Raw genomic sequence first — 12,961 nt, forward strand, 5'->3', positions numbered from 1 at the left:
CCCCTACTTCTTGGTGAGCACGAAGAGCGGGACGGACATCTCCGCCGCCGTGTTCGCGCCGTGGAACGCGATCAGCGTGGACACCGCCGGCGGCTCGTGCCCGGTCGCCAGCACCACGGCCCGGTCCCGCATGGTCACCACCACGTCGCCGACGCGCTGCAGGTGCGCCTCGGTCACCGGGCCGAACCAGCCGTCCGCCACCGCCTCGGCCCGCGACACCACGTCCGCGTCCGCGCCGAGCACGGCGCGCCAGGCCGCGATCACGTCGTCCGCCGCGCCCGGCTCCACGTGCAGGTAGCGGACCCGCGGCTCACCGGCCACGAAACGCACGCCGGCCGCCAGGCGCGGGTCGGCGTCCAGGTCGTACCGCCGGTCCGGTGGCACGTCGATCTGGCCGTGATCCGCCGTGACCAGCAGCGCCGCGTCGTCGGGCAGGCCGTCGGCCAGGCGGGTGATCAGCGCGTCCACGTCCGCGGCCGCGGCGGCCCACTCCGGCGACGTCAGCCCGTACCGGTGACCGGCCTTGTCCAGGTCCGCGATGTACCCGGAGACCAGCACCGGCGGCTCGTCGCCGGCGAGCGCGCCGAGGATCTCGGTGACCAGCTCGTCCACCTCCGACGCGCCCCGGAACACGCCGCCCCGGTTCGCGGCCGTGGTCAGGCCCGAGCCGCGGAACTCCGGCCGGGTCACCGACGTCACCCGCACCCCGGCCGCGGCCGCGCGCTCCAGCTGCGTCGGCATCGGTGCGAACGTCGCCGGGTCCGGGTCGTCCGCCCAGCGCAGCAGCTGCAACACCCGGTCCGTCCCGGGTACGTGCAGCGAGATGCCGAGCACGCCGTGCTCACCGGGCGGCGCGCCGGTGCCGAGCGTCACCAGGCTGGCCGGCGTCGTCGACGGGAAACCCGAGGTCAGCTGGGTGTGCCGGCCGAGCCGGCCGGCACTCAGGTCGGCGATCGTGCTCCCGATCGCGGACGCGGCCGGGAGCTGGAACGTGCCGAAGCCGTCCACCAGGAGCACGGCGATCCGGCGTACCCCCGGCAGTTGTGCCCGGAGAGTCAGCGGGTCCGGCGCGCCGGGCACGCCCAGGACCGCGAGCGCGGACGGCAGCACGTCCGCGAGGCTGGCCCGGCCGTAGGCGGGCCGGACCACGCCGAACGGGTCGACGCTCATTTGCGGGCGAAGAGGTGCAGCTGGGCGGCGAGATCCCGGTACGGCGCGTGGGCGGCCGCGGCCAGCTCCAGGTCGAGCAGCGCCTGCGGGTCCGCCTCCGCGACCGCGGCGGGCAGCAGGTCGGCGAAGACGCGCACGCCGTGGATCTGCTCCACCGTCAGGCCCGCGGCCTCCAGCAGCGCGGTCGCGCCCGCCGCGTCGTACCGGCGGCGCAGCGTGTCCTTCGGCCCGGCACAGCCGGACGGGTCGGCCAGCACCCGGGCCGCCGCGTCCAGGTGACCGTTGATCGCGCGGCCCAGCACGGCCGCGGCCCGGCCCGCGACCAGCAGGCTCACCGCGCCACCCGGCCGCAGCGCCGCCGCGACCGCGGCCACCACGGCCGCCGGCCGGTCGACGACCTCCAGCACCGCGTGGCAGAGCACCAGGTCGGCGGACTCGTCACCGATCAGCGAGGCCAGCGCGTCGCCGTCGCCCTGCACCGCGCGCACCCGGTCGGCCACGCCCGCGTCCGTGGCCCGGCGGACCAGCGTGGCCAGCGCGTCCGGGCTCGCGTCCACCACGGTCACCCGGTGGCCCAGCTCGGCCAGCGGCACCGCGAACCCGCCGGTGCCACCGCCCACGTCCAGCACGGTCAGCTCGCGGCCGTCGGCCCGGCCCAGCTCACGGCGCAGCGCCTCCCAGACGGCGGCGGTGCGAGGTGTCATCGTCGGTGTGCGCTCCACCTCACCGAGCCTAGGGTACGAATACCGTGGCCCGATGACCGACCGACAGCCCGTCCGCCAGCTCCGTCTCGTCGTCACCGCCGCCGACTACCAGGCGGCGCTCCGCTTCTACCGGGACACGCTGGGCCTGCCCGAACAGGCCGCGTTCTCCTCCCCCGACGGCCACGTCACCATCCTGGACGCCGGCCGCGCCACCCTGGAGATCACCGATCCGGGCCACGCCGCCTACATCGACGAGGTGGAGGTGGGTCAGCGGGTCGCCGGCCACATCCGGGTCGCCTTCGAGGTCACAGACGCCACCGCCATGACCACCACCCTGACCGACGCCGGCGCCGAGTTGATCGCCCCACCCACGGTCACGCCGTGGAACTCCCGCAACGCCCGGCTGTCCGCCCCCGCCGGCCTGCAGCTGACCCTCTTCGAGGAACTGTCCGGCGACGACTCCTGAGCCACCCACGCCACTTGCGTCGTCGGCAGCCGCGACCAGGCCGTCCGTGACATCCAGGCGTTGAGCCGTGCGGGCCTGCTGGCACCCAGGGGCAACGCCACGACCAGGGTGTACGTGCTCGCCGGTGTCGCCGTCGACATCGCGGAGGCGGCCGCCGCGGCCGTGCGGGGGCCCGGACGCGATCCCTATGGGCGTTGGGCGCGGCGCACCCTGGGACGGGCGGCGGTGCCGCGTGACTAGGCTTGCCCGGTGCCGCTGAACAACCGCTCAGAGCTGCCGTGACGTCCCCCGCGAGCCCGGTCGGCGCGGCGCTGCGCGACGCGGTGCGGGTCCGGTCCGTCGATGCCGCCTGGGCGTTCGCGTGCCGGGCGGGGCTGGCGGTGGCCGTACCGATGGTCGTGCTCGTCGCTGCGGGCCGGCCGGAGTGGGCGGCGACGGCCGCTTTCGGGTCGTTCACGGCGCTCTACGCGCGGGACGAGCTCTACCGGCCGCGCGCCCGGCAGCTCGCGCTCGTCGGGCTGGGCCTCGTCGCGGCCGTGGTCGCCGGCACGGTGGCCGCGATGCTGGGTGGAGTCGCGCCGATCCTGGTCGTGGCGCTGGTCGGTGGCGTCGCGACGTGGCTCTGCACGGCCTACCGGGTCGGGCCACCGGCCGGGTTGATGTTCGCGTTCGCGGCGGCGGTGGCCGGTGCGCTGCCGGTCACGTCGCACTCGATCGGCCGCAACGCGGCGCTGGCCGCGGGTGCGGCGGCGTGGGCGTGGCTGGTGGCGATGATCGGTGCGGTCGTCGACCGGGACGCGCCACGCCGGCTGGCGGTGGCCCGGGCGCTGCGCGCGGTCGCGGCGCTGGAGGAGGTCGCGCCGCGTACGTCCGGGCTGGTGTTGCGGCACCGGGCGGCGGTGGCGGTGGAGCGGGCCTGGCGAGCGCTTCCGGCGATTCCGCCGGCCGGTGCGCGCGGCGCGCTGATCGCCGATCTCGAAGCGCTGGTCGCGCACGCGGAGAGCGCGTTCGCGTCGGTGCACGTGGAGGGCGAGGCGGCCCGGCGCGCACCGTCCTGGGCGCCCGGCGGCGGCATACCGAGCGAAGATCCCGGCGGTACGCCGAGCGAAGATCCCGGCGGCCCGCCGAGCGGGGATCCCGGTGGCACGCCGCGCGGGGGTGGCGGCAGTGCGCCGGTGGACTGGGCCGAGCTGCGGGCGCTGGCCGCGCGGGTGGGCCGGAGCGGGCCGATCCCGCGGATCCGCCGCAGTCACGCCGAGATCGCCCGGGTCGCCGGACGGCATCTCGCCGCGAGGTTGAGCAGCCGCCCGCACTTCCTGCGGCCCGACCCGGCCGACCCGCGACAGACCTGGCTCGGTGGGCCGGCGATCCCGGTCGCCGCGCGGGTGACGCTGGGGGCGCTGGTCGCCGGTGCGCTCGCCACGCTGCTGGCGAGCGAGGCCGGCGTCGGGCACGCCTACTGGGCCGCCGTCTCCGCGGTCGCGGTGCTGCAGACGCCGAACCTGCTCGGCTCCGTGCACCGGACCGTGCAGCGCGCGGTCGGCACCGTGCTCGGCGTGGCGGTGGCCGCGGCCGCGGTCCTGCTCCTGCCCGGCCAGTGGTCGGTCGTCGCCGCGATCGTGGTGCTGCAGGTGGCGGCGGAGCTGCTGGTGGTCCGCAACTACGGCCTGGCGATGCTGGCGGTGACGCCGCTGGCGATCCTGGTCGGCGAGCTGGCCCGGCCCGCGCCCGTCACCGGCCTGGTCCGCGACCGGCTGCTGCTGACCGTGCTCGGTGCCGTGGTCGGCCTGGCCGGTGCCGTGCTGATCCGCAACCGCGCGGCCGTACGCCGTCTGGAGTCCGTCACCGCGGCCTGCCGCGCCGCCGTGGGTGAGCTGCGCGACCGCCTGGCCGACCCGGCCACCGACCCGCTGCCGGCCGCGCGCCGGGTGGCCACGCTGCTCACCGCGGTGCGGGAGGCGCACGACGTGGTCTCCGGCGAGCCGGGCCGGACCCCGACCGACGCGGAGATGGTGCTCCGCACGGAGCAGCGCGCCCGGCACGCCCTGACCGCGGCCGCGAGCCGCCTGGCGCCTCAGTCGAACGGGTAGCCGATCGACATCGCGCCGCCGAACAGCCGCTCCGCGTGCTCCCGCATGCGGTCGCCGTAGACCGGGTCCTTCATGATCGCGTCGTATCCGCCGCCGTCCACCGCCGGGATCAGCTCCGCGGTCGCGGCCAGGTAGACGTCGAACCCCGGGTACATCAGCACCGCGCACGGCAGGTCGTCCACGTCGACCGCGAGGACCGGGTACTCCCCGGCCGCGTCCGGCTCCGTCACCACCAGCACCCGCCGCGAGTCGGAGCCGCCGGGCAGCAGGAAGCACTCCGGGAACCGGTCCGCGACCGGCGCGAACAGCGTGCCCCACGGCTCGCCGAGCTCGTCGCCGACCAGTTCGGCCAGCGTGCGGGGCGCGAGGCCGCCGTCCTCGTCGAACCAGTCGTTGCGCTCCATCAGGCTCGCGTCGAACGCCAGCCACGCCCGCAGGCTCGGCGACAGCGGCCGCCCGGACGGGACGGTGAGCGGATCCGTCACCGGCCGCGGGTCGCCACCGGCCACCCACGGCACCGTGCGGTGGCTCAGCATCGACCGCCGCGGGTCCGCCCGGACCGACTCGAGCACGCGTCCGACCAGGGCGACGCCGTGCGCGTCGCCGAACTGCATCCCGTCCATCGCCACATTATGTGATCACCGCTGCCCCGGATGGCCTCCTCCCCACGGTTGATCTACCGTGCGAACCACCGTGATCAGGGAAGGCGGCGGTAATGGCCATCTGGATACGCCCGGAACTGTGGCTGCGCGTGGCGATCGCGCTGGCCGCGGCGTACGGCCTGTTCTTCATGGACAACTCGCTGACGTACTTCACCGTGCAGAGCAACCTGGTCGCGCTCGCCTACTACGGGTGGGCGGTCCGCCACATGATCACCACCGGCACGGTGACGTCACCGGCGCCCCGCCTGCGCGGTCCGGTCGTCTACTGGCTGGCGATCACCGGCCTGGTCGCCCACTTCCTGCTCAACAACGGCGCCAACCCGTTCCCACCGCTGGTCGGCGGCGACGACCTGATCGCCGAGTGGTGCACCTTCGCGCTGCACTACCTGGTCCCCGCGCTGGCGCTGGCCGACTGGCTCCTGGTCCGCCCGTTCCGCGTGACCCCGTGGTCGCGGCTGCCGCTCTGGCTGCTCTTCCCGCTCGGTTACGGCCTCTTCGCCGAGTTCCGCGCGTTCGTCTACCCGGACTACCCGAACCCGTACCCCTACTTCTTCCTGGATCCCACCCGGAACGGCTACGGCTGGGTCGCCCAGCAGTTCGGCATCCTCGCGCTCGAGTTCGCGGTCCTCGCGGCGCTCCTGCTCGGCCTGGACCGGCTCGTACACAGAAAGACGCTCGCATCCGCAGAGACGCTCGCACCCGCAGAGACGCTCGCACCGGGAAAGGGTTCGACACCGCGCGGAGAATGATCGTGTGATCGAGGAGCTGAAGCGCCGGACGGCCGCGGGTGAGCGGGTGAAGTACGTGTTCTTCTGGGGGCATCAGCCGCGCCGGGACGGGGCGGACTGCCTGAGTCAGTGGGCACCGTCGCCGTTCACCGTCGACGGCGTGCGGTTCGCGACCGCGGAGCACTACATGATGTGGGGCAAGGCGATGCTGTTCGGCGACGACCGGACCGCCGCCCGGGTGCTCGACGCCACGCATCCCAAGCAGGCCAAGGACATCGGCCGTCAGGTGCGCGGCTTCGACGAGGAGGCCTGGGTCGCCGCGCGCACGGGCATCGTCGTCGACGGCAACGTCGCGAAGTTCCGGCAGAACCCGGCGATGGGCGAATACCTCGTGGGTACGGGGAACCGCGTGCTCGTGGAGGCCAGTCCGCTGGACCGCGTGTGGGGCATCGGCCTGGCCGCGGACGACCCGCGCGCGTCGGACCCGCGGCGGTGGCGCGGCCTGAACCTGCTCGGTTTCGCGCTGATGGACGTCCGGCAGCGGCTCTGAGCGGGGAAGGGCCACCGCGGCCCCTCCCCGCACCCCGCCGGAAGCGGATCAGAAGCGGATCAGCGGATCTCGTACGCGCGGATCATGGTCTGGCTGACCGTGTTCCCCGCCTGGTCGACCGCGACGGCCCGGAGCGAGACGAACCCGGCCCGGTCCGGGTGCCGCAGCTGCACGGCACCGTCCCGCACCGGCACCCGGGTCCACGTCCTGCCGTCGTCGAACGACGCCTCCACGGTCAGCGACCGGTTCGCCGCCGCGGCGGAGCCCTCCTGCCGGTCGATCCGCACCGGTACGGAGAACGCCCGGCCCTTCGGCGCCACGCTCTCGTCGTCCACCGCCGGGGTGAACACCACCGCGGACATCGGCAGCGCGGTGAACGTCGCGGGGTCCGTGTGCGCGGACGCGAACGTCCAGGTCGCGGCCAGTGACGTGGAGAGCCGGGCGGGCGCGCCGAGCGTGCTGGTGATCTCCACGCGGTAGTCGGCCGCGGCCGGTGGCACCAGGAACGCGCCGCCGGTGCTCTCCTCCGAGCCGACCGGCTGGCCGTCCCGGTAGAGCGTGGTCCTCGACGCGGTCCGCGCGGCGGAGTAGCCCTCGCGGCCCGCGCCGTCGCCGTACATCGGTGGGGCGATGAACATCTCGTCACCCCGTCGCCCGGCCTGCGGGTAGCCCATGTCCGGGAACGACGGGCCGAACACCGCCTTGTTGAACTGCTCCGTGACGGTGTGCCCCGGCCGGTACGCCACCGGCGGCCCGAACTGCAGGTAGTAGTGGCTCGGGAAGCCGTCCTCCATGATGCCTTCCTGGAAGAACGACCCCCACCGCACACCGTGGTCCGCGTTGTAGAACTCGGTCCGGGTGAACGGCAGCGTCCGGTACTCCTGCGCGGTGGTGAAGCTGCCGGAGACCGCGTCGTGCTGCGGTGACGCGCCCTTCACCGCGGCGTTCGCGCCGGCGCCGTGCCGGGCGTGCCGGGCCTTGACCGTGGCCAGCTCGGCCTGCCGGACCGCGTGCCGGTAGCCGGTGATCATCGTGTCCTCGACCAGGTACTGCACGTCGTAGGAGAACGGGCTGTCGGTGAACGTGCCGTCCGCGTGCCGCTTGGCGAAGCTGCCGTGGACGACCGAGTGGAAGCCCCGGTAGGTGACACCGGGGGCGATGTTGAGGCTGTACAGCGCCGCGAAGTCGTCGGCGGCGACGGACGCGCCGTACCCCTCCGGCCACTCCGCCCCGGCCTCGGCCAGCGTGGCCTCGGCGGCCGGATTCGGCACGGTGAGCGACACCGGCTTCCCGGCGCGCGCGTCGATCGTCACGGTCGCGGCCGCGCGCACGTCGAGGAGCGGGTGCGCCGCGAACGTGGTGTCGGCCGTGCCGTTGATGGTGGCGGTCAGCGCGTAGCGGCCCTTCGGCAGCCGCACCGGCTCGGTGACCGGCAGGAAGATCCGCTGCGCGGTCTGCCGGTCCAGGTCGGCGAGCGTCACGTATCCGTTCGCGGCCGGCGCGCCGGCCCGGTCGAGCGCCCCGATCGTCACGCCGTAGCTCTCCACCTCGCGGTCGACGCCGAACGGCGTGCGCACCATCAGGTCACCGGCCGTGGCCGTGACGTGGCCGGCGTAGAACCGGTCCGCCATCTCCGCGGACGTGTCGACGGTGACGGTCACGGTGGCGGTGCCGCCGGCCGGCACGGTCACGGTCGTGGCCGAGAGCGTGACCAGCCCGGCGGGGACCTCCGAGACGGACAGGCCGAGATCGAGAGCGGCGGTGCCCGAGTTGCGGTACGTGAGCGTCTGCGCCACCGGCGCGTCGTCCTGGTGCGGCCACAGCTGCCGGCCGTAGCTGAGCACGGCCGGCGAGGTGGACACGGTTTGGGTGACCGCGCGGGCCACGTCGACCCGCCCGCCGCCCTGCGCGGTCACCGCGATCCCCGGGTTCGGCTTGGCGGACCCGACCAGCGTGGACTTGAGCTGCTCGGCCGTCCACCCGTCGTGCTGCCCGGCGAGGATCGCGGCCGCGCCGGCCACGTGCGGCGTGGCCATCGACGTGCCGGACATGGCCACGTGCCCGGTGGTCCCGGCCTCGGCCGCCACGATGTCCACGCCCGGCGCGGTGATCTCCGGCTTGAGCGCGTGGTCGTGCCGGCGCGGGCCCCTGCTGGAGAAGACCGCGAGGCCGTCGTTCCGGTCGACCGCGCCCACGGTCAGCGCCGCGTCCGCGCTGCCCGGGCTGTCCACGGTCTGGTCGCCCAGCTCACCCGAGTTGCCGGCCGCGATCACGAAGAGCGCGCCGTGCTTCTCGGTGAGCGTCTGCACCGCCTCTTCGAGCAGGTCGAGGCCGGGCGTGTCCGGGCCGCCGAGGCTCATGTTGATCACGTCGGCGCCCTGCTCGGCCGCCCACTTCATGCCGGCCAGGATCCACGAGTCGCTGCAGCCGAACGTCGCGCAGACCTTGCCGCTGAGCAGTGACGCGCCCGGGGCGACGCCCTGCTTCCCGGCGATCGTGGACGCGACGTGGGTGCCGTGGCCGACGTGGTCGGCGTCGTCCTCCTCGCCCTCGGTGAAGTTCTGTGCGCCGGTCACCTTGCCGGCCAGGTCGGGGTGGTTGCCGTCGACGCCGGTGTCGAGCACGGCGACGACGGCGCCGGTGCCGTCGTGCCCGGCCTGCCAGGCGGCCGGTGCGCCGATCTGCGGCACGCTGGTGGTCAGCGTCGGCTTGCGGATGCCGTCCAGCCAGATCTCCGGGTGGCCGGCCCGGCGCGCGGCAGCGGCGCCGGTCAGCGACTTCCATGTCTCGCCGGTGCGGTCGGCCTCGACCGCGGACAGCCCGTCGGGCAGTGCCCCGGTGGCCCGCGCGGTGCCGGTGCCGCCGCGCACGATCAGCGGCAGGCCGGCGCGGCGGTCGTCGTAGCCGAACTCGATCAGCGTGGTCACGTCGAACAGCCGCGGGTCGACGCGGCCGGCACCGAGCAGCGGCGCCGCGTCGGACGGTACGACGGACACGTGCCCGTCGTGGCGGGTGGTGGCGAAGCGGACGTGCTCGCGGCCGGGGCCACGCCGCACCTCCACCGAGTTCCCGTGGACCGTCACCCGGTCCCCGGTGATCAGTGTGACGGTCCGGCCACTGTGGACCGGAGAGAGCGGCGCGGCCGTCGCCGTGCCCGGAAGCAGGGCGACGGCCGCGGTAGACACGGACAGCGCGGCGATCGCTCGCCGAATGTGTAGTCTCACGCCCGATAGACGCGTCCGCCCGGCTTCCGGTGACAAATTCCCATATAAAGATTTTGCCGGTACGGGTGGGGAGCTCCCCACCCGTACCGGGTCGAATCAGCGGATCTCGTACGCCCGGATGATCGTCTCGGTCACCGCGTTACCGGCCCGGTCGACCGCGGTGGCCCGCAGCGAGACGAAGCCGGCCCGGTTCGGGTGCCGCAGCTGCGCGGCGCCGTCGCGGACCTGCACCCGCTGCCAGGTGGCACCGTCGTCGAACGACGCCTCCACGGTCAGCGACCGGTTGCGGGCCGCCGCCGACCGCTCCTGCACGTCCACGGTCAGCGGGACGGAGATCGTCCGGCCCTTCGGCGCCACGCTGGTGGCGTCGACCGGCGGCGTGAACACCACCGCGGAGAGCGGCAGCGGCACGATCGCGTCCACGCCGGTGTTCTCCGAGGTGAACGTCCAGCTCGCGACCACGGACGTGGAGAGCCGGTGCGGCGCGCCCCGGGCCGCCGTGGCGTCCAGGCGGTAGGTCGCCTTCCCCGGCGGCACCTGGAACTCGCCGTAGGTGCCGGCGGCCTCGCCGACCGGTTGCCCGTCGCGGTAGAGCTTGAGCGACACGTCGCCGAGCCCCTCCACCGTGTATCCCTCGCGGCCGCCGCCGTCGCCGAACAGCGACGGGCCCGCGAAGATGATGTCCTGGAACCGGCCGGCGAACGTGAACCCGGCATCCGGGAACGCGGGACCGAACACGGCCCGGTTCCACTGCTCCCGCACCGTGCGGCCCGGCTGGTAGACGGTGCGCGTGCCGTACTCCTGCAACGTGGCCGTCTCACCGCCGCCGGCGAGCTCGGTGAAGACCGGGATCCACGCCACGCCGCTGTCCGCGTTGTAGTACTCGGTGCGGTCGAACGGCAGCGTCGAGTACGGCGTCTGCACGAAGAAGCCGCCGAACGTGTCCGGGTGCACCGGGTACGCCCCCTTGGCGCCGGCGTCCGCGGTGGTGGCCTGCCGGCCGTGCGTGGCGCGCACGGTGGCCAGCTCACGCTGACGCACCGTCCGGTCGTACCCGGTGAAGAACCGGCCCTCGGTCAGGTAGAACACCGAGTAGCTGTACGGGCTGTCCAGGAACGTGCCGTTCGCGTCCCTCCGCGCGAACGACGCGGCGATGTGCGAGTAGAAGCCCTCGACCGGCACGCCCGGCCCGAGGTCCAGCGTGTACTGGTTCGTGAACGTGTCCGTGGCGAGACCGAACCCGTAGGCCGGCCCGGTCACGACGAGTTCCACGCCGGTCTCCGCGGCCTGCCGGTCCGGCACCCGGATCGACAGCGGTTTCGCCTGCCGGGCGTCGATGGTCAACGTCTCCATGCCGTCCACCGTGAACCGCGCGTGCACGGCCATCGTGGTGGCCCCGGACTCCTCGAACAGCAGCGAGATGACCGAGTAGGTGCCCTTCGGCAGCCGCGCCTCCGTGACCGGCAGGCCCACGTCGACGCCGGTCCGGCCGTCGGTGCTGATGAAGACCAGCAAGCCGACGGTGGCGGCGGCGCCGGTCCGGTCCAGCACGCTCAGGTCGACGTCGTAGCTCTCGACCTCGCGGTCCACGCCGAACGGCGTCTGCACCACCACGTCGCCCGCGGTGGCCGTGATCTCGCCGCCGTGGAACGCGTCCGGCATCTCGCGCGACGTGTCGACCGTGACGGTCACCGAGGCGGTGCCGCCGGCCGGCACGGTGACGGTGGTCGCGGACAACGTGACCAGCCCGGCCGGGATCTCGCCGCCGACCGGCGTGAGCGCGAGGTTCAGCGTGACCGCCGCGGTGCCGGCGTTGCGGTACACCAGTTCCTGGGTGCGCGGCTCGTCGTCCGCGTGCGGCCACCGTTGCAGGCCGAAGCTGAGCGCGGCCGGGCTGGTGGTCACGGTCTGGTTGATCGCGCGGGCCACGTCCACCCGGCCGGCGCCCTGCGCGGCCACCGCGATCTCCGGGTTCGGCTTCGCGGACGCGGTCAGCGTGGACTTGAGCAGCTCGGCCGTCCAGTCGTCGTGCTGACCGGCCAGGATCGCGGCGGCACCGGCGACGTGCGGTGTCGCCATCGACGTGCCGGACAGCGACGTGTAGCCGGGCACCGGCGCGGGCCCGCCGATCTGCCCGGTCGTGCTCTTCGCGGCGATGATGCCGACGCCGGGCGCGGTGATCTCCGGCTTGATCGCGGAGTCGCCGGTGCGCGGCCCGCGGCTGGAGAAGTCCGCCAGCGCGTCCCGCTTGTCCACCGCGCCGACCGCGAGGGCGGAGTCGGCGCTGGCCGGGCTGCCGACCGTGCGGTCCCCGCCGGCGTTGCCGGCCGCGATCACGAAGAGCGTGCCGTACTGCTCGGTGAGCGTCTGGACGGCCTGCTCCAACGGGTCGACCGAGGGCTGGTCCAGGCCGCCCAGGCTCATGTTGACCACGTCCGCGCCCTGCTCGGCCGCCCACTTCATGCCGGCCAGGATCCACGACTCGGCGCAGGCCCCGCCCTGCACGCACACCTTGCCGTCGAGCAGCTTCGCGCCGGGTGCGACGCCCCGGTAGCGCCCGTCCGACGCCGCGCCGGTGCCGGCGATGGTGGAGGCGACGTGGGTGCCGTGGCCGTCCCGGTCGAGGTCGTCCTCCGTACCCTCGGTGAAGTTCTGCGCGGCCGCCACCTGGCCGACCAGGTCCGGGTGGGTGGCGTCGACGCCGGTGTCCAGCACCGCGACCGTGGCGCCGGTGCCGTCGAGCCCGGCCTGCCACGCGGCCGGCGCGCCGATCTGCGGCACGCTGACGTCCAGCGACGGTGTGCGGATGCCGTCCAGCCAGACCTTGCCGGTGGCCCGGCGGGCGCCCGCGTCGGCGCCGGCGATCGACTTCCAGGTCTCGCCGGCCCGGTCCGCGCGCACCGCGGACAGGCCGCCGGGCAGCGACTGCGCGGTGCGGGCACCGGCCGGGCTGCCGCCCTCGACGATCAGCGGCAGGTCGGCGCGACGGTCGTCGTAGCCGAAGTCGATCAGCGTGGTCACGTCGAACAGCCGCGGGTCGAGGCGGCCGGCACCGAGCAGCGGCGCCGCGTCGGACGGGATGACGGAGGTGTGCCCGTCGACGGTGCGGGTGGCGAAGCGGATGTGCTCGCGGCCGGCGCCGCGGGTCAGCTCCAGCCGGTCACCCGGGTGGACGGTGACCCGGTCACCGGTGATCAGCGTGACGGTCTGTGCGGCCTTACCGGACTTGCCGGGAACTTCGGCTGGGGCGGCCGCCGCCGTGCTGGGTAGCACGGCGGCGAACGCGGCGGACACGGACAGCGCGGCGATCAGACGTCGCATGCGGTCTCCCCCGAGAGGTGGATGGCAGTTGCCCTCACCTATATAG

At 74.4% G+C, this 12,961-nt stretch carries 9 protein-coding genes; 4 read left to right on the forward strand and 5 right to left on the reverse strand.

Annotation, left to right across the window (positions count from 1 at the left end):
* Window positions 1-3 precede the first annotated feature (3 nt).
* Window positions 4-1,170 carry an alkaline phosphatase family protein gene (locus tag J2S44_RS09155; protein ID WP_310410697.1) on the reverse strand — a complete coding sequence of 389 codons (1,167 nt, stop codon included), beginning with the start codon at window positions 1,168-1,170 and terminating at the stop codon, window positions 4-6.
* A complete protein-coding gene (locus tag J2S44_RS09160; RefSeq protein ID WP_310429545.1) occupies window positions 1,167-1,874 on the reverse strand; it encodes a methyltransferase domain-containing protein in 708 nt (235 codons plus the stop codon). Before J2S44_RS09160 ends, J2S44_RS09155 begins: the two co-directional genes overlap by 4 nt.
* A gap of 52 nt (window positions 1,875-1,926) precedes the next feature.
* On the opposite strand from J2S44_RS09160, the gene J2S44_RS09165 reads away from it, so the two are divergent.
* Together J2S44_RS09165 and J2S44_RS09170 are read left to right on the forward strand one after the other, a co-directional pair.
* A complete protein-coding gene (locus J2S44_RS09165; protein WP_310410699.1) occupies window positions 1,927-2,340 on the forward strand; it encodes a VOC family protein in 414 nt (137 codons plus the stop codon).
* A gap of 278 nt (window positions 2,341-2,618) precedes the next feature.
* Window positions 2,619-4,430, forward strand: coding sequence for an FUSC family protein (locus J2S44_RS09170; protein WP_310410701.1), 1,812 nt, complete (start codon window positions 2,619-2,621; stop codon window positions 4,428-4,430).
* Here the strand turns inward: J2S44_RS09170 and J2S44_RS09175 are convergent.
* Window positions 4,415-5,053, reverse strand: a complete 639-nt coding sequence (locus J2S44_RS09175; protein WP_310410703.1) for a hypothetical protein — start codon at window positions 5,051-5,053, stop codon at window positions 4,415-4,417. The genes J2S44_RS09170 and J2S44_RS09175 overlap by 16 nt on opposite strands.
* Window positions 5,054-5,145: 92 nt before the next feature.
* Between J2S44_RS09175 and J2S44_RS09180 the strand changes: the two genes are divergently transcribed.
* Window positions 5,146-5,841 (forward strand): Pr6Pr family membrane protein, encoded by a 696-nt coding sequence (locus tag J2S44_RS09180; RefSeq protein ID WP_310410704.1) that lies wholly within the window; start codon window positions 5,146-5,148, stop codon window positions 5,839-5,841.
* A 4-nt stretch (window positions 5,842-5,845) separates the two neighbouring features.
* On the forward strand, window positions 5,846-6,370 hold the full coding sequence (gene ybiA, locus J2S44_RS09185; protein ID WP_310410706.1) for a riboflavin biosynthesis intermediates N-glycosidase: 525 nt from the start codon (window positions 5,846-5,848) through the stop codon (window positions 6,368-6,370).
* 59 nt (window positions 6,371-6,429) lie between these two features.
* On the opposite strand, the gene J2S44_RS09190 is transcribed toward ybiA, so the two are convergent.
* Both J2S44_RS09190 and J2S44_RS09195 read right to left on the reverse strand, forming a co-directional pair.
* Window positions 6,430-9,453 (reverse strand): S8 family peptidase, encoded by a 3,024-nt coding sequence (locus J2S44_RS09190; RefSeq protein WP_310410708.1) that lies wholly within the window; start codon window positions 9,451-9,453, stop codon window positions 6,430-6,432.
* 237 nt (window positions 9,454-9,690) lie between these two features.
* Window positions 9,691-12,915 (reverse strand): S8 family serine peptidase, encoded by a 3,225-nt coding sequence (locus J2S44_RS09195; protein WP_310410709.1) that lies wholly within the window; start codon window positions 12,913-12,915, stop codon window positions 9,691-9,693.
* Between the last annotated feature and the right edge of the window lie 46 nt (window positions 12,916-12,961).

Source organism: Catenuloplanes niger (assembly GCF_031458255.1).
Classification (GTDB): Bacteria; Actinomycetota; Actinomycetes; order Mycobacteriales; family Micromonosporaceae; genus Catenuloplanes; species Catenuloplanes niger.

Bases quoted from the DNA above. Each gene is read 5' to 3' on its own strand.
- J2S44_RS09175 (WP_310410703.1), bottom strand. From the start codon at position 5,053: ATGGACGGGATGCAGTTCGGCGACGCGCACGGCGTCGCCCTGGTCGGA.
- J2S44_RS09155 (WP_310410697.1), bottom strand. From the start codon at position 1,170: ATGAGCGTCGACCCGTTCGGCGTGGTCCGGCCCGCCTACGGCCGGGCC.
- J2S44_RS09195 (WP_310410709.1), bottom strand. From the start codon at position 12,915: ATGCGACGTCTGATCGCCGCGCTGTCCGTGTCCGCCGCGTTCGCCGCC.
- J2S44_RS09180 (WP_310410704.1), top strand. From the start codon at position 5,146: ATGGCCATCTGGATACGCCCGGAACTGTGGCTGCGCGTGGCGATCGCG.
- J2S44_RS09160 (WP_310429545.1), bottom strand. From the start codon at position 1,874: ATGACACCTCGCACCGCCGCCGTCTGGGAGGCGCTGCGCCGTGAGCTG.
- J2S44_RS09165 (WP_310410699.1), top strand. From the start codon at position 1,927: ATGACCGACCGACAGCCCGTCCGCCAGCTCCGTCTCGTCGTCACCGCC.